This window comes from Nocardioides marmoriginsengisoli (genome assembly GCF_003725695.1).
Lineage (GTDB): Bacteria > Actinomycetota > Actinomycetes > Propionibacteriales > Nocardioidaceae > Marmoricola > Marmoricola marmoriginsengisoli.
Genome location: NZ_RJSE01000003.1, coordinates 123,342 through 138,397, shown reverse-complemented (window position 1 = coordinate 138,397; position 15,056 = coordinate 123,342). Strand labels below are relative to the sequence as shown.

Here is a 15,056-nt window from a genome sequence, read left to right as displayed (position 1 = left end):
GGGGAAGCCGGTCGAATCCCGGCACTGACGCGCAACCGTAGATCGACGCTGACCGATGGATCAGCCCGATGAGTCGGAATGCCTGACGGACACATCCACCTCTATTCGCTGTCGCGAGCGCACGGTAGAGCCGCCTCGGGATCAGCGGCCTTCCTCTGCGTGCAGTGGGAGGCCCTCGTCGTTCGTGGCGGGTGCTTGCTCTGCAGTCGCGACCGCGGGTCCGATCGCGACAAGGAACGACATGAGAATTCGACCCCACCAAGCCCTGCTCACCCTCACGGTCGCCGGGCTGGTCCTCAGCGGCTGCGCCGGCGCCCCGAAGGACGACGACACCGCGAAGGCCTCGGCCGGCTACCCGGTCACGGTCAGCAGCTGCGGTTTCGAGACCACGGTCAAGGCCAAGCCGGAGCGCGCCATCACGATGAATCAGGGCGCCACCGAGGTCGTGCTGGCCCTGGGTGCCGAGGACCAGCTCGCCGGTACGGCGTACCTGGACGACGCGGTCGCCGACCGGTGGAAGCCGGCGTACGACTCGGTCAAGGTGCTCTCGAAGGAGTACCCGGACGGCGAGACGGTGCTCGCCGCGAAGCCGGACTTCGTCTACGGCTCCTACGCCAGCGCGTTCGACGCGAAGTCGGCCGGCACCCAGGAGAGCCTGGCGAAGCTCGGCATCGGGTCGTTCCTGTCCCTCTTCGGGTGCGGCGAGAACAAGCCGAGCGAGGACGTCAGCTTCGCCTCGGTGTGGAAGGAGGTCCGGCTCGCCGGTGAGGTCTTCGGCGCCCCGGACCGCGCGGCCGCGATCGAGAAGGAGCAGCAGGCCGCTCTGGCGGACCTGGCCGCGGAGAAGCCCGCCGACGGCCAGAAGATCTTCTGGTACGACTCCGGTGACAAGACCGCGTTCGCCGGTGCTGGGGAGGGTGGTCCGCAGCTGGTGATCGATGCGATCGGCGGCAGCAACATCTTCGCCGACCTCGACGGCGGCTGGAAGGACGTCAGCTGGGAGAAGGTGATCGCGGCCGACCCCGACGTGATCGTGCTCGCCGACGCCTCCTGGTCGACCGCTGCGGAGAAGATCGAGCTGCTCGAGAAGGACCCGGTGCTGAGCAAGCTCCGGGCCGTCCGGGAGAAGAAGTTCGTGACGCTCCCGTTCTCGGAGACCACGCCCGGCGTCCGGCTCGTCGACGGCGCCGAGCACGTCGCCGAGCAGGTCCGTCAGCTGAACGCCGGCTGATGACCCTGCTCGCCACCTCCGCCCGGTCGCGCTGGCGGCCGGGCAGAGGCCTCGCCTTCGCGGTCCTGGTGGTGCTGCTGCTGATCAGCATCGGTACGGCGCTGCGTCTCGGCTCGGTGGCGCTCCCGCTCGACGACGTGCTCGCGGTGGTGACGCGGCGGCTCGGGCTGGGTTCGTCGCAGGTCACGCTGCTCGACGACCAGATCGTCTGGCAGCTGCGGATGCCGCGGGTGCTGGCGGCTGCCGCCTGCGGTGCGGGACTGGCGGTCTGCGGCGCAGTGCTGCAGTCGCTGACCCGCAACGACCTGGCCGATCCCTACCTGCTGGGCATCTCCGGTGGCGCCGCGGTGGGCGCGGTGAGCGTGATCGTGCTCGGCGCCGGCGTGGCCGGGCTGTCCGGGACGTCGCTGCTGGCCGCGGCCGCGTTCCTCGGCGCGATGGCGGCGCTGGTGCTGGTGCTCGTGCTGGCCACCGGCCGGTCCGGGTCGCTGCCGCCGAGCCGGACCGTCCTGGCCGGTGTGGCGGTGGGGGAGCTCTGCGCGGCGTACACGGCGTTCGTGGTGATCGTCAGCGGTCAGAACGACGCGGCGCGCCGGGTGCTCGCCTGGACCCTCGGCTCGTTCGCGGGAGTGCGCTGGTCGATCGCCGTGCTGCTGATGGTGGTCGTGGTCCTGGCCGTCGTCGGAGCCCTCGGGTACGCCGCACACCTGGACGCGTTCGCCTTCGGGGAGACCGCCGCGCGCTCGCTCGGGGTGCCGACCGAACGGGTGCGCTGGACCCTGATGATCGGCACCGCGCTGCTGACCGCGTGCCTGGTCGCTTACACCGGGGCGATCGGGTTCGTCGGCCTGGTGGTGCCGCACATGGTCCGGCTCGTGTTCGGGCCCGGGCACCGGCGGCTGATCCCGTTAGGGGCGCTGACCGGCGCGATCCTGCTGGTCTGGGCGGACACCGTGGCGCGCACGGTGATGCCCGGTCAGGAGATCCCTGTCGGCGTGGTCACGGCCGCGGTCGGCGCGCCGGTCTTCGCGCTGCTGCTGCGGCGGGAGGCGAGGCAGGGATGAGGGTCGAGGTGGAAGCCGTCGCCTGGTCGGTGGGCGGCCGCACGATCATCGACGACATCTCGCTGTCGGTCCGGCCCGGCACCGTCACCGGACTGCTCGGCCCGAACGGCTCGGGCAAGTCGACGCTGCTGAACGTGGTCGCCGGGCTCCGCAGCCCGGCCGCCGGCCGGGTCCTGGTCGACGGTCGGGACCTGCACCGGATGCGGCCCCGGCTGCGGGCCCAGCAGGTCGCGTACGTCGAGCAGCACGCGACGACCGGGCTCGACCTGTCGGTGCGCGAGGTGGTCGAGCTGGGCCGGATCCCGCACCGGGGCCGGTGGCGGGCCGGGGAGGACGGCGCCGGACGGCTGGCGGAGGCGATGCGGCTGGCCCGGATCGACCAGCTGGCCGACCGGGCCTGGCAGACCCTCTCGGGCGGTGAGCGGCAGCGAACCCAGCTGGCCCGGGCGCTGGCCCAGGAGCCGTCGCTGCTGCTGCTCGACGAGCCGACCAACCACCTGGACCTCGGGCACCAGATCGACTTCATGACGACCGTGCGCGGCCTGGGGATCACCACGATCGCGGCGCTCCACGACCTGGAGCTGGCGGCAGCGTTCTGCGACCGGCTGGTGGTGCTGCAGGACGGGGGAGTCGTCGCTTCCGGAGCGGTGGCGGACGTGCTGACCAGCGAGCTGGTGGCGGAGGTCTACGGCGTCGAGGCGACGATCGAGGCGCACCCGCGGACCGGCCGGCCGCACCTGGTCTGGCACGGCGTACGGGTCGGCGACCTGGTCGGGTGACTCCCGGACGACCGAGACCGCCCGCGCTTCTGCAGAGGAGTGCGGGCGGTCCGGTATCGCACACCCGACGGACTCACTGAGGCCTCAGCTCGTCCGAAATCCCCCAAACCGTGAGAAGGCAGGACGGCGGATCGAGGGTGCGACGCGAGGAACGCTAGTGACTCGTGCGCACTCGTGCGACCGGGACGTCCGGAGTTCATCTTCTGGTCTGGACAGGTGAATTGCTCAGGTCGGCCGATCAGCTGCCGATTCAGCTCTGGAAATCGCGTGGCGACACGGGCGCGACGTCCTTGAATCCAGCCGCCGGGTTCCTACATTGGAATTCATCGGAGATTCACCCTTCGAGCAAGGAGAACCAGCCATGGGCCTCACCATCTGCCTCACCATCGGCATCGTGCTCATCGTTCTCGGGTTCACCACCATGCAGGTCACCCAGTCGGAACGGCGGATCCGCAACTGACGCGGTAGCCGTCGCCAGAAGAATGCCGCCCCGTCGTCCGGCCGGATGGGGTCCGAGGCGGTGACGGGGCGGCGTCGGCGCGCACTGGGGGTTGGCGCGCCGAGGACGACCTTATCGACCGAATTGGCTAGAAATCTCCGAATTGGTCAACTGTCCAGGGAATTGCCGAGCGCTTGTTCCTTGGCCCCCACCCCCGGCACTCAGGTACCGAGCGCTTGCTGCTTAGCCCACCTGTAGTCGGCCTTGCCGGACGGCGAGCGCGCGATCGACTCCCGCCGGACGATCGCCTTCGGCAGCTTGTACCGCGCCACGTGCTTGGCCGCCTCCGCGATCAGGTCCTCGTCGGTCGCCGTACTGCCCGCGCGGAGCGCGACGATCGCCACCACCTCGCTGCCCCAGCGCTCCGAGGGGCGTCCCGCGACGATCACGTCCGAGATGTCGGGGTGCGCCGCCAGAGCGCGCTCGACCTCTTCCGCGAAGATCTTCTCGCCACCGGAGTTGATGGTGACCGCGTCCCGGCCGAGCAGCCGGATCCGGCCGTCCTCGAGGAGCTCGGCCCGGTCGCCGGGCACCGAGTAGCGGACCCCGTCGATCACCGGGAAGGTCCGGGCGGTCTTCTCGGCGTCGCCGAGGTAGCCGAGCGGGACCAGTTCGGTCCGCGCCAGCCAACCGCCGCCCTCGCCGGGCCGGAGGGCACGGGTGTGCTCGTCGTCGACGACCGTGGTGCTGGGCTCCGGGTTGAACACGGCCGTCTCCGCCTCGGCGCCGGCAGCGGAGTAGTGGTTCATCTGGATCCCGGTCTCCGAGGAGCCGACGGCGTCGAGGATCAGGATGTTCGGCAGCGCCTCGTGGATCCGATGCCGGACGCCGGGGGAGATGGGCGCCCCGCCGTTGTTGATCGCGGCCAGCCCGGACAGGTCGTAGTCGCCGCGCTCGAGCTCGTCGACCAGCGGCCGGGCCATCGCGTCGCCGACGACCGGGATGCTCATCACGCCCTCGCGCTCGGTGGTCCGCAGCCAGTCGACGGCGTCCATGTGGTGCACGTCCGAGGGCAGCACGATCCGGCCGCCGGTGCTGATCATGTGGAACGAGGACCACTGGGCGGCTCCGTGCATGAACGGCGCGGTCATCAGCAGCCGGATGCCGCCGTTCGCGGTGCGGCAGGCCTCGGCGATCTCCTCGTACGACGTGTACGGGTCCGGCGACCCGAACGGCCGGCCGCCCATCGCGGCGACGTAGACGTCGTGCTGGCGCCAGATCACGCCCTTGGGCATCCCGGTGGTGCCGCCCGTGTAGAGCAGGAACGCGTCCTCGCCGAGCGCCTCGGGCAGCGGGACCGGCGGAGTCGTCGTGGTCGATTCGTAGTCGACCGCGCCGGGCAGCAGCGCGTGGCCGGACTCGTCGGCCACCTGGATCAGCACCCGGATGCTCGGCACCCGGTCCAGGATCGCCGCCATCCGGGGAGCGAATTCGGCGTGGAAGACGATCGCCGCGGCACCGGCGTCGTTGAGCAGGTAGACGAGCTCCTCCTCGACGTACTGGTAGTTGATGTTGAACGCGATCGCGCCCGCCCGGTACGACGCCAGCATCGCCTCGGGGTACTCGTTGCCGTTGCGCAGATACAGCCCGACGGTGTCCTGGCCGATCTCGTGCCCGGCCAGGTCGCCGCGGTCGCGGTGCCGGCCGAGACCCTGGCCGGCGAGGTAGTGCGCGACGCCGTCGATCCGGGCCTCCATCGCCGCATAGGTCAGCCGGCGCTCGCGCCAGACCAGGACCTCCTGGTCGGGGACCGTGGCGGCGACGGTGCTGAAGACCCGGGAGAGGTTGAACTCGGTCATGCTCACCACCCCTCGGGAAGGTTGGTGAAGTCCGGGGCCCGGCCCTCGGCGAAGGCGGTCAGCGCCTCGATGTTGGCCGGACCGCCCATCAGCTCGGCGAAGCAGGCGTTCTCGCGCTCCCGGGCCTCCGCGATGGCGGCGCGGTGCGGCTCGACCATCGTGCGCTTCACCGCGATCAGGCTGGAGATCGGCCGGGCGGCGAGGATCTCGGCGTGCCGGCGGGCCTCGGGGAGCAGGTCGTCGGGCTCGCAGACCTTCCAGACCAGACCCATCTCGTGCGCCTCGGCGGCGCTGATCCATTCGGCGGAGAGCAGCATCCAAGCCGCGTTCTGGCGGCCGACCAGCTGCGGGAAGAGCAGGCTGGAGGCGGCCTCGGGCGCGACCCCCAGGCTGGTGAAGGGGCACTTGAGCTTGGCGGCCGTCGACATGAACGCCAGGTCGGCGAAGCCGAGGATGGTGGCGCCGATCCCCAGGCCGAGCCCGTTGACCGCGCAGATCAGCGGCTTCGGGAACGCGACCAGGGCGTCCAGCAGGCCGAGGAAGCCGTGCTCGCCGCGCTGGAAGTCGGGGTCGGTGGCGAGCTGGTGCATCTCCAGCAGGTCGGTGCCGGCGCTGAAGCCGCGGCCGTTTCCGGTCAGCAGGACGACCGCGACGGTCGGGTCGGCGGCGGCGTCGAGGAGGGCTTGCGCGGTGGCGTCGTACAGGGCCTCGTTGAAGGCGTTCAGCGCGTCCGGGCGGTTCAGGGTGAGGGTGCGCACCCGGTTCTCGTCGTGGATCAGCAGGCTCATGGACCGAGCCTAGAACACGTTTCAATTTGTGTCGGCATCAGCGCGCGGAGGGTCGCCGCTGTCACTGCGCGCCCGGCCAGGTCTAGCCAGTCCGAACAGATACGGAACCGACTATTCAGACGTCGTTCCGATGGGTGTTTGATGACCTGAGGAGCACCGCCCTCGGGTGGACGTTCTTGGGATCCAGCGGCGTTCGGCGTGCGCAGACTGCGTACGCGGATTCTGAAACGGGGACCCCCAGATGAACACCACCTTCCTCGGGCGACGTGCCTCCGCGCGTCCCTCGACCACTCGAACGCGCCGCCTGGCAGGCGTGACAGCAGCCGTCCTCCTGGCGATGGCCGGGGCGCTCGTGCCGCTCTCGCCGGCAGCGGCCGCGGACGGACCTTTCACCATCGATGCCACCGTGCCGGACGTGTCGCCGGCGCCCGCCGAGCTGGGTGACCAGTTCGGCAACGTCAAGGAGCTGGGACCGAAGAACGCCAGCAGCACCAAGATCAGCGTCATCCACAAGGCCGCGGTGCCGATGCTGGATGCCACCAACCCGAACGCCCAGGTCGACCTGCGTCGCGCGTGGCTGGCCACGGCCCGCGACTCCGGGACCAACCACGACTGGTTGTACTTCGGGTGGGAGCGCGACTCGAACAGCGGTAGCGGCTTCATCGCCTACGAATTCATGAAGAAGGCGGCACCCGCGGCGTGCGACTACGCGAACGCGACCGATGCCCAGCTCACCGCGAGCTGCAACCCGTGGAAGAACCGGGAAGCCGGCGACTTCATGATCCTCTGGGACCAGTCCGGAAGCAGTACGACGCTCTACCTGCGCGAGTGGTCCGGGGTCGCGCCCAACCTGACGCTCGGCCCTCCGGCCGCGCTCAGCGCCGCGGTCTCGCAGGCCGCCTTCAGCGCCGACAAGTTCCGCGGTGAGGCCGCCGTCGACCTGACGGCCACCATCTTCGGAGGCAGTACGGCGTGCAAGTCGTTCGCGAACACGATCCCGAGCACGGTGACCGGCAACTCCGACACCGCCGACTACAAGGACACCATCTTGAAGCAGGCGCCGCCGATCACGAACTGCACCTCCACCACGGTGACGACGCCGAAGCAGGCCGGCGGTGCCGGCATCCCGCTGGGGGGACTCTCCATCGGTACCGGCGTGGTCGGCGTCAAGGACGAGGCGGTGGTCTCGCTCAACGGCGGCAGCGGTACGCCGGCCGGATCGGTGGAGTTCTCCCTCTGCAAGGTCGACGCCCCGGACCTGTGCACCGGGGGCACCACCGTCGGTTCGACCTCCCTGTCCGGCGGTTCGTATCCGGCCACGGTGACCTCGCCGGTCGCGTACGTGACGTCGGTCGGCCGGTATTGCTGGCGAGCCGTCTTCAGCGGCGACAGCGCCGCAGGCATTCCGGGGTCGAGCGAGAACAGCAGCCTCGAGTGCTTCACGGTGAACCCGGTGACGGCGACGCTGTCGACGTCGGCCGGTGCGGATCAGCTCGTCGGCGGCACGCTCACCGACAGCGCCGCACTCGGCGGCACGGCGACCCAGCCCGCGAACCCGGTGATCAACCTGACCGGAACCGCCGGTGCCGCTGCCGGCGGGACGATCACCTTCAAGCTGTACGGGCCGAGCAGCGTCGGTTGCGGCAGCCTGGTGCACACCTCGGCAGCGGTGCCCGTCTCCGGCAACGGCGGCTACAACACCCCGGCGCCGCAGTTCGAGCCGTCGGCACCGGGTGACTACCACTGGGTGGCCACCTACAGCGGGTCGTCGCCGAACACGACCGGACTGACCCACAACGCCGACTGCTCCGACACGGCGGAGGACGTGACGGTGTCGACCGTGAACTCGTCGATGACCACCGAGCAGACCTGGGTGCCGAACGACTCGGCGACCATCTCGGCCCCGGCCGGCGGTGCCTTGGCGGGGACGGTCTCGTTCGTCCTCTACCCGTCGACCGACTGCACCGGGACCCCGCTGTACTCGACGACCGAGGCGGTCGCCGGGAACTCGGCGCAGACCGTCGGAACCGACAACGACGATGCCGTCTCGGTCAGCGGCGACTTCTCCTGGCTGGTCGGCTACGACAGCACCAATCCGGCCCAGGAGGACATCGCCCCGAGCTGTCACGAGACCTCGGCGCTGACGATCGAGAACGGGGGCACGATCTCCAGTCCGTGACCGAGCACGTCCGGGGGTCCTCGTCGGCCCCCGGACGGATCGGGCGCGCAGATCAGGTCGCCAGGACGCCGATGCCCCACGCGACCGCGGCGAGCACGCTGAAGGTCAGCTCGATCAGCATGCCCAGCCCGACCGCCTTGACGGCCGCGACGGTGGCCGGCCAGGCGTCGGCGGCGGAGACCCGCTTCCACTCGGCCAGGTAGATGCCCAGCACGAAGCCGAGCGGGAGCCCGACGATCGGGATGACGAAGAAGCCGACGATGCCGAGGACGCCGCCGGCGAGGAGAGTTCGGTTCGGCACCCCGCTGCGCTGCAGCTGCCGACCCGGGATCAGGTACTTCACGACGGTGCCGGTGGAGACCAGCGCGCCGGCCGCGGCCAGGACGACCCAGCCGGTCGGCTCGTCGAGCTGGACCGCCCACACCAGGACAGCGCCGATCACGAGCAGGCTGCCGGGCAGCAGCGGCACCAGGATGCCGACCAGTCCGACGGCGATCACCAGGGCGAGCAGGAACTCGAGGGCGGTCATCTGCTGAGCCTCTCAGGGGCGGCGGGGGTAAACGAAGCCCCCGACCCAACCGGGCCGGGGGCGTCAGACGCTTCGTCTCAGCTCTCGGAATCCGCGGCGGTGGCCGGGTTGTCGGCGAGCTTGCCGGTCTCGTCGTGGACGTGGGCCGCGATCTCACGCAGCTTGTCGCCGTGCTCACGAGCGTGGTGGGCGCAGAAAAGAAGCTCGCCGCCGGCCTGGAGCGATACGCGCAGGTACGCCTGGGCGCCGCAACGGTCACAACGGTCGACCGCCGTCAACGGGGTCTCACTCGGGGCTGTCGCAGTAGTCACGTTGGCCTCTCTCTCTTCTGCCGGTGCCTGTTCAACTCGAAGACCGGTCATTTGGTTCCGGGTGCAGCGTTCCGGGTTCTTCAGGTGTCACTGGGCACAACATCAAACCATGGCAATTGCTTCCCGCTCGGCCCCTTTGTCAGCCGCTGAGACGAGCGGTGAAATGAGTGTGACTCACCCCACCAAGAATCATCGGCAACCTGGCCTCGGTGTTGCGCCGAATTTGTCAGTTCGTGATCTTGTAGGTTGGTCCGCGAGATGGCCGACAACACCTACAACGCCCAGCACCTGCTCGTTCTCGAAGGGCTGGAGGCGGTTCGCAAGCGTCCCGGCATGTACATCGGCTCGACCGACACCCGCGGCCTCATGCACTGCCTGTGGGAGATCATCGACAACGGCGTGGACGAGGCGCTCGCGGGCGCTGCCGACAAGGTCGAGGTGGTCCTGCACCCGGACGGCTCGGTGGAGGTGCACGACAACGGCCGCGGCATCCCCACCGACAAGGAGCCCAAGACCGGGCTCCCCGGTGTCGAGGTGGTCGCCACCAAGCTGCACGCCGGCGGCAAGTTCGGCGGCGGCTCCTACACCGCGACCGGCGGCCTGCACGGCGTCGGCCTCTCGGTGGTCAACGCGCTCTCGTCGCGGATGGACATCGACGTCGAGCGCTCGCCGTCTGTCCAGGGGCTCAGCTTCCGGCGAGGCGCCCCGGGCACCTTCGCCGACGACACCCCGGACTCCGCGTTCCAGCCGACCTCGGGCCTGACCCGCAAGGGCGGCCGGGTCGCGAAGGGGCGGACCGGCACCCGGATCCGGTTCTGGCCGGACCGGCAGGTGTTCACCAAGGACGCCAAGTTCGAGCTCGAGGGCCTGATCGGCCGGGCCCGGCAGACCTCGTTCATCGTGCCCGGCCTGGAGCTGGTCATCCGCGACGAGCGGGTCCCCGGCGAGCACGTCGTCGAGAGCTTCAAGCACGCCGGTGGCATCTCCGAGTTCGCCGAGTTCCTCTCCGCCGGCGACCCGGTCACCGACGTGCTCCGGCTGCAGGGCGCGGACACCTTCACCGAGACAGTCCCGCTGCTCGACGACAAGGGCCACATGACCCCGCAGGACGTCGAGCGGGAGCTCAGCGTCGACGTCGCCGTGCGGTGGAGCAGCGGGTACGACACCGAGATGCGCTCGTACGTGAACGTGATCGCGACCCCCAAGGGCGGCACTCACGTCTCCGGCTTCGAGGCCGCGCTGACCAAGACCTTCAACGACGCGATGCGCGGCGGCCGGGTGCTCAAGGTCAACGACGCCGACGTGATCAAGGACGACGTGCTCGAGGGCATGACGGCCGTGGTCACCGTGCGGCTGGCCGAGCCGCAGTTCGAGGGGCAGACCAAGGAGGTGCTCGGGACGCCGGCCGCCCGTTCGGTGGTCCGCAAGGTGGTCTCGGCGGAGCTGAAGAAGTTCCTCACCTCGACCAAGCGCGCCGAGAAGGCCCAGGCCAAGCTGGTGATGGAGAAGGTCGCCGGTGCCGCGAAGACCCGGCTGGTGGCCCGTCAGCAGCGCGACACCCAGCGTCGCAAGAACGCGCTGGAGTCCTCGGCGCTGCCGGCCAAGCTGGCCGACTGCCGCTCCAACGACGTCGAGCGCTCCGAGCTGTTCATCGTCGAGGGCGACTCGGCCCTCGGTACGGCGAAGCTCGCCCGGAACTCCGAATTCCAGGCGCTGCTGCCGATCCGGGGGAAGATCCTCAACGTGCAGAAGGCCCAGGTGGCCGACGTCCTGAAGAACACCGAGTGCGCCTCGATCATCCAGGTGGTCGGAGCGGGATCCGGGCGGACGTTCGAGATCGACCAGGCACGCTACGGCCGCATCATCTTCATGGCCGACGCCGACTCCGACGGTGCGCACATCCGCTGCCTGCTGGCGACGCTGTTCTTCAAGTACATGCCCGACCTGGTCACCCAGGGCCGGGTGTTCACCGCCGTACCGCCGCTGCACCGGATCGAGCTCTCCAACCCGAAGAAGGGGATGGAGAAGTACGTCTACACCTACTCCGACCCGGAGCTGCAGCGGAAGCTCGCCGAGCTGACCAAGAAGGGCGTCCGCTGGAAGGACCCGGTGCAGCGCTACAAGGGCCTCGGTGAGATGGACGCCGACCAGCTGGCCGAGACCACCATGGACCCGCGACACCGGATGCTCCGCCGGATCACCGCCGACGATGCCGCCCAGGCCGCCGAGGTCTTCGAGCTGCTGATGGGCTCGGACGTCGCGCCCCGCAAGGACTTCATCGTCGCGGGCGCCTACGAGGTCGACCAGGACACCATCGACGCCTGAGGGGGCAGCAGGTGAAGCAGCTCGGACAGCTCGAGGCGCGCGTGATGCAGCGCCTCTGGGAGTCGGGCCGCCCACTCGCCGTACGGGACGTCCTGGAGGACCTGCAACGCGAGCGGGACATCGCGTACACCACCGTGATGACCGTGATGGACCACCTGCACCGCAAGAACCTGGTCCGGCGGGAGAAGGTCGGACGTGCGTACCTCTACTCGGCGACCACGACCCGCGAGGCCCACACGGCGAGCCTGCTGGAACAGGTCCTGGCGGACAGCTCCAACCCCAGCGGGACCTTGATGCACTTCGTGGGTCAGCTGTCGCCCGACGAGCTCGCGGCCCTTCGCTCGGCACTCGACGAGGCCGGGGGAGGGTGATGGCCGGGACGTTGCTTCTCGGCGTTTTCGTCGTGGCCGCGGCGGTCGGCGGGCCGCGGCTGCTGCTCTCCGCCCGCTGGGTCGAGGACGCTCCGGGATGGGGCATCTGCGCCTGGCAGGCGCTGACCTTCGCGATCACCAGTGCCGTCGTGCTCTTCGCGCTGACGGTCGGTGCGCACGACCTGTCCCGGCACTACGGCGTACCGGTGCTGGCTCTGGCCGTGGGAGTGGCCGTGCTGGTGCGCATTGGCTGGGCGATCGGTACGACGCTGCACCGGTCGCGGCGGCGCCGTCTGCAACAGCTGCAGAGCCTGGCGCTGGTGGGGATCGAGCACCCCGACGGGTACGTCGTCGTCGAGCACCCGGTCTCGCTGGTGTACTGCCTCCCCGGACGACCGCACCGGGTGGTCGTGACCCGCGGCGCCCTGGACTCTCTCAGTGACCACGAGCTGCGCGTCGTTCTCGCGCACGAACGCGCGCACCTGCGGGTACGACACGACATCGCGGTGGGGTTGTCGGCGGCGCTTGCCCGGGCCTTCGGGGGTGTCCGGGTGTTCCGGACCGCCCACGAGCAGGTCGCCAGGCTCGTCGAGCTGCAGGCTGATGACGCTGCCACTCTCGCCGCCGACCGGCGTGCGCTCGCGACCGCGCTGATGCAGGTCAGCGACAGCGTCGGGCATGCGCGGGCGATGCGACTGACCCGCGAGGCGCTGCCCCGGCGCCGGCGTCACGGGGTTGCGGTAGGAGTGGCCGCCCTCGCGTTGGTGGCTGCTCCGCTCGCGCTGGTGCTGACCCCTGGGGTGGGGGCCGCCGGGAGGGATTGCTGCCCCGCCGCGGTGGCGCGGCTCGACGTCAGATGACGGTGGTCCAGTAGGACCAGAATTGCTCGATGACGAGGCCGACGACCACCAGCAGGGCGAACATCGGGATCAGGGCGTGGCTCTGGCGCAACCACCGCGCGATCTTCGAGGAGGCGGCCCGGGTCCCGAACCGGCCGGCCCACAGGTTCTCCAGCGTCACGTACCAGGCGATCGGCACCACCACCGCCCAGACGGCCAGGCAGTAGGGGCACAGGGCCTCGATGCGGTACAGGCTCTGGAACGCGAGCCAGCCGATGAACGCCGTACCGGCAACGACTCCGACCTGGAGACCCAGCCAGTACCAGCGGGCCAGGCGTGCTCCCGCCAGGAGCGCGGCGCCGGTGGCGATCAGGACCGGGAATGCTGCGATGCCGATCAGCGGGTTCGGGAACCCGAACGCCTCCGCCTGGTCCGAGGACATGATGGAGCCGCAGTTGATCACCGGGCTGAGGTTGCAGCTGGGGACGTACCCGGGGTCGCGCAGCACCGCGAGCTTCTCGAGCATCAAGGTGACCGCGGCGGCGGCCCCGACGGTGCCGCCGAGGACCAGGAGCCAGGCCAGCGCCCGCGGAGTGGATCTCACTTCGAGACGGCGGCGTCGAGCGCTTCGGTGATGTCCTCGACCGACTCCGGCTGGAGCAGCTCACCGTCGAGGTAGAGGGTCGGGGTTCCCTGCACGCCCAGGGACTCGCCGTCCTTGAGGTCCCGCTGGACGCGCGCTGCCACCTCGGGGTCGGCGTAGTCGGCGTCGTACTGCGTCAGGTCGAGGCCGAGCTCCTCGGCGAAGGACCGGAACAGGTCGTCCGCGGGCACCTGCTTCTCGCCCCAGGTCGTCTGGGTCTCGTACATCTTCTTGTACATCGCCTCGAACTGGTCCTGGCGTGCGGCGGACTCGACCGCACGAGCCGCACGCTCGGAGTTGAAGTGTCCCGGCAGCGGGAAGTACCGGACCACGAACGTGACCTTGCCGGCGTACTGCTCCCGCATCTGCTCCACGACCGGGAACATCGCCCGGCACGCCTCGCACTCGAAGTCGAGGAACTCCACGAACTCGACGCCGGTGCTGCCGCGCTCGCCGAGGACGTGGCTGTCCGGGCGGATCAGCGCCGTGTCAGTGCCTCCCGCGACGCTCTTGGTGGGTCCGTCGGAGCCGTCGCGGACCGCGAGGAAGAGCAGGACACCGAGCACGAGGGCGAGAGCGGCGCTGATGGCGATCGCCACCTTGGTCTGGGTGGTCATGAACAGAACTCCTGGGTTGCGAGGGAGGACAGATCTACTACGCCAGATAGTAGGTGAGGGACCAAAGGCCGGTCCGACGCCGCCGTTCGGTCACTTCGCCGGCATCCGCTCAGGTCCGTGACCGACCCGCCGATGAGGTCAGGGTTGTCGTAGAGGCGTGAGGAGAACGACGTGGCCGCGACCCTCGGTGGGCTGGTCTTCCTGGGGTTGGTCTGTGCCTTGCTGCTCCTGCTGGTCAAGCGGATGCGGGGCACCCGGTGGGTGACCGTGGGGGAGCAGGTGTGGTTGACCGTGCCGTCGGCGGAGGTGCCGCAGCGGCTTGCGGAGCTCGGGTTGGGACGGGTGCTCACCCCGGCTCCCGATCGCGCCGCCCTGGTGCTGCGCCGTTCGCCGGTCTGGGTGATCGCGCCGATGGCGCTGCTCTTCCCGCTCGGGCTGCTGTTCCTCTTCTACCGCGAGGACGTCTCCGTGGAGGTCACCACGGATCCGGCAGGGGACTCGGCCTGGTTGAGCGGGCGTACCGAGGCCCGGACCCTGGCGGCGATCCGCGGGGCGCTCGTCCAGGCCTGAGCCGGGACCGGATCAGACGATCTGGTCGAGCAGCCCGGTGTCGACGTCGTAGACGAACCCGCCGACCTTGACCGAGTCGGGGATCAGCGGGTGGCTGGTCACCTTGTGCACGTCGCGCTTGAGGCCGGAGACCTGGTCTTCGATCACGTGGAACGCGTGCCAGGAGGCGTCCTGACCGGTCGCGGCACCGATGATCTCCTGCAGCTCCTCCTCGGTCTTCGAGGTCATCGCGCAGCGGGTGTGCGGCACCACCAGGATCCGGTCGACCTTGAGCAGGTGCACGCCGAGGACGAGAGCCTCGAGGGCGGCCTCGGTGACCCGGCCGCCGGGGTTGCGGAAGATCTTGGCGTCGCCGGGCTTCAGGCCGAGCATGCCGAGCGGGTCGATTCGCGAGTCCATGCAGGTCACCAGCGCGACGCCGGCGTGCGCGACGCCGTCGAAACCGGAGAGGGAGAAGTGGTCCGCGAAGTCGCGGTTGGCCGCCAGCAGGTCGTCGAAGTCTGCGCTCACGT

Annotated in this window: 15 protein-coding genes; 8 read left to right on the top strand and 7 right to left on the bottom strand. The window is 70.0% G+C overall.

Annotation, left to right across the window (positions count from 1 at the left end; translation table 11 throughout):
* Positions 1-241: 241 nt before the first annotated feature.
* From EFK50_RS02645 to EFK50_RS02635, 3 genes are read left to right on the top strand one after another with little or no spacing between them, the layout of a single operon-like run.
* Positions 242-1,231: an ABC transporter substrate-binding protein gene (locus EFK50_RS02645; RefSeq protein WP_123226003.1), complete on the top strand. Its 990-nt coding sequence runs from the start codon at positions 242-244 to the stop codon at positions 1,229-1,231.
* Positions 1,231-2,295 (top strand): FecCD family ABC transporter permease, encoded by a 1,065-nt coding sequence (locus tag EFK50_RS02640; RefSeq protein ID WP_123226002.1) that lies wholly within the window; start codon positions 1,231-1,233, stop codon positions 2,293-2,295. Before EFK50_RS02645 ends, EFK50_RS02640 begins: the two co-directional genes overlap by 1 nt.
* Positions 2,292-3,074, top strand: coding sequence for an ABC transporter ATP-binding protein (locus EFK50_RS02635; RefSeq protein ID WP_123226001.1), 783 nt, complete (start codon positions 2,292-2,294; stop codon positions 3,072-3,074). The genes EFK50_RS02640 and EFK50_RS02635 overlap by 4 nt, the downstream gene beginning before the upstream one ends.
* Positions 3,075-3,734: 660 nt before the next feature.
* Here the strand turns inward: EFK50_RS02635 and EFK50_RS02630 are convergent.
* Together EFK50_RS02630 and EFK50_RS02625 are read right to left on the bottom strand one after the other, a co-directional pair.
* Positions 3,735-5,372: an acyl-CoA synthetase gene (locus tag EFK50_RS02630; protein ID WP_123226000.1), complete on the bottom strand. Its 1,638-nt coding sequence runs from the start codon at positions 5,370-5,372 to the stop codon at positions 3,735-3,737.
* Between the two features lie 2 nt (positions 5,373-5,374).
* Entirely contained in the window at positions 5,375-6,160 is a 786-nt protein-coding gene (locus EFK50_RS02625) for an enoyl-CoA hydratase/isomerase family protein (protein ID WP_123225999.1), read from the bottom strand.
* A 313-nt stretch (positions 6,161-6,473) separates the two neighbouring features.
* On the opposite strand from EFK50_RS02625, the gene EFK50_RS02620 reads away from it, so the two are divergent.
* Entirely contained in the window at positions 6,474-8,339 is a 1,866-nt protein-coding gene (locus EFK50_RS02620) for a hemagglutinin (protein WP_123225998.1), read from the top strand.
* Between the two features lie 52 nt (positions 8,340-8,391).
* Here the strand turns inward: EFK50_RS02620 and EFK50_RS02615 are convergent, their stop codons facing one another.
* Both EFK50_RS02615 and EFK50_RS02610 read right to left on the bottom strand, forming a co-directional pair.
* Positions 8,392-8,868: a DUF456 domain-containing protein gene (locus tag EFK50_RS02615; RefSeq protein ID WP_123225997.1), complete on the bottom strand. Its 477-nt coding sequence runs from the start codon at positions 8,866-8,868 to the stop codon at positions 8,392-8,394.
* Positions 8,869-8,945: 77 nt separating this feature from the next.
* Entirely contained in the window at positions 8,946-9,230 is a 285-nt protein-coding gene (locus EFK50_RS02610) for a DUF7455 domain-containing protein (RefSeq protein WP_425454368.1), read from the bottom strand.
* A gap of 207 nt (positions 9,231-9,437) precedes the next feature.
* Here EFK50_RS02610 and EFK50_RS02605 point away from each other — a divergent pair, with 207 nt between their 5' ends.
* Genes EFK50_RS02605 through EFK50_RS02595 form a run of 3 tightly spaced genes read left to right on the top strand, consistent with a single transcriptional unit; the run spans position 9,438 to position 12,735 of the window.
* Positions 9,438-11,504 carry a DNA gyrase/topoisomerase IV subunit B gene (locus EFK50_RS02605; protein ID WP_123225995.1) on the top strand — a complete coding sequence of 689 codons (2,067 nt, stop codon included), beginning with the start codon at positions 9,438-9,440 and terminating at the stop codon, positions 11,502-11,504.
* 11 nt (positions 11,505-11,515) lie between these two features.
* Positions 11,516-11,875, top strand: coding sequence for a BlaI/MecI/CopY family transcriptional regulator (locus tag EFK50_RS02600; RefSeq protein ID WP_123225994.1), 360 nt, complete (start codon positions 11,516-11,518; stop codon positions 11,873-11,875).
* Positions 11,875-12,735, top strand: coding sequence for a M56 family metallopeptidase (locus tag EFK50_RS02595; protein WP_148046029.1), 861 nt, complete (start codon positions 11,875-11,877; stop codon positions 12,733-12,735). The genes EFK50_RS02600 and EFK50_RS02595 overlap by 1 nt, the downstream gene beginning before the upstream one ends.
* Here EFK50_RS02595 and EFK50_RS02590 read toward each other — a convergent pair.
* Together EFK50_RS02590 and EFK50_RS02585 are read right to left on the bottom strand one after the other, a co-directional pair.
* Positions 12,728-13,318: a vitamin K epoxide reductase family protein gene (locus EFK50_RS02590; RefSeq protein ID WP_123225992.1), complete on the bottom strand. Its 591-nt coding sequence runs from the start codon at positions 13,316-13,318 to the stop codon at positions 12,728-12,730. The two genes, EFK50_RS02595 and EFK50_RS02590, sit on opposite strands and share 8 nt — an antisense overlap.
* The gene (locus EFK50_RS02585) at positions 13,315-13,974 is read right to left on the bottom strand and encodes a DsbA family protein (protein ID WP_123225991.1); all 660 of its coding nucleotides are present in this window, start codon (positions 13,972-13,974) and stop codon (positions 13,315-13,317) included. Before EFK50_RS02585 ends, EFK50_RS02590 begins: the two co-directional genes overlap by 4 nt.
* A gap of 171 nt (positions 13,975-14,145) precedes the next feature.
* Here EFK50_RS02585 and EFK50_RS02580 point away from each other — a divergent pair, with 171 nt between their 5' ends.
* The gene (locus EFK50_RS02580) at positions 14,146-14,544 is read left to right on the top strand and encodes a hypothetical protein (RefSeq protein WP_123225990.1); all 399 of its coding nucleotides are present in this window, start codon (positions 14,146-14,148) and stop codon (positions 14,542-14,544) included.
* Between the two features lie 12 nt (positions 14,545-14,556).
* On the opposite strand, the gene EFK50_RS02575 is transcribed toward EFK50_RS02580, so the two are convergent.
* Positions 14,557-15,054 carry a beta-class carbonic anhydrase gene (locus EFK50_RS02575; RefSeq protein ID WP_425454367.1) on the bottom strand — a complete coding sequence of 166 codons (498 nt, stop codon included), beginning with the start codon at positions 15,052-15,054 and terminating at the stop codon, positions 14,557-14,559.
* Positions 15,055-15,056 lie beyond the last annotated feature (2 nt).

Coding starts and splice junctions, on each gene's coding strand:
- EFK50_RS02625 (WP_123225999.1), bottom strand. CDS start 6,160: ATGAGCCTGCTGATCCACGACGAGAACCGGGTGCGCACCCTCACCCTG.
- EFK50_RS02615 (WP_123225997.1), bottom strand. CDS start 8,868: ATGACCGCCCTCGAGTTCCTGCTCGCCCTGGTGATCGCCGTCGGACTG.
- EFK50_RS02645 (WP_123226003.1), top strand. CDS start 242: ATGAGAATTCGACCCCACCAAGCCCTGCTCACCCTCACGGTCGCCGGG.
- EFK50_RS02630 (WP_123226000.1), bottom strand. CDS start 5,372: ATGACCGAGTTCAACCTCTCCCGGGTCTTCAGCACCGTCGCCGCCACG.
- EFK50_RS02585 (WP_123225991.1), bottom strand. CDS start 13,974: ATGACCACCCAGACCAAGGTGGCGATCGCCATCAGCGCCGCTCTCGCC.
- EFK50_RS02610 (WP_425454368.1), bottom strand. CDS start 9,230: ATGACCGGTCTTCGAGTTGAACAGGCACCGGCAGAAGAGAGAGAGGCC.
- EFK50_RS02635 (WP_123226001.1), top strand. CDS start 2,292: ATGAGGGTCGAGGTGGAAGCCGTCGCCTGGTCGGTGGGCGGCCGCACG.
- EFK50_RS02595 (WP_148046029.1), top strand. CDS start 11,875: ATGGCCGGGACGTTGCTTCTCGGCGTTTTCGTCGTGGCCGCGGCGGTC.
- EFK50_RS02640 (WP_123226002.1), top strand. CDS start 1,231: ATGACCCTGCTCGCCACCTCCGCCCGGTCGCGCTGGCGGCCGGGCAGA.
- EFK50_RS02605 (WP_123225995.1), top strand. CDS start 9,438: ATGGCCGACAACACCTACAACGCCCAGCACCTGCTCGTTCTCGAAGGG.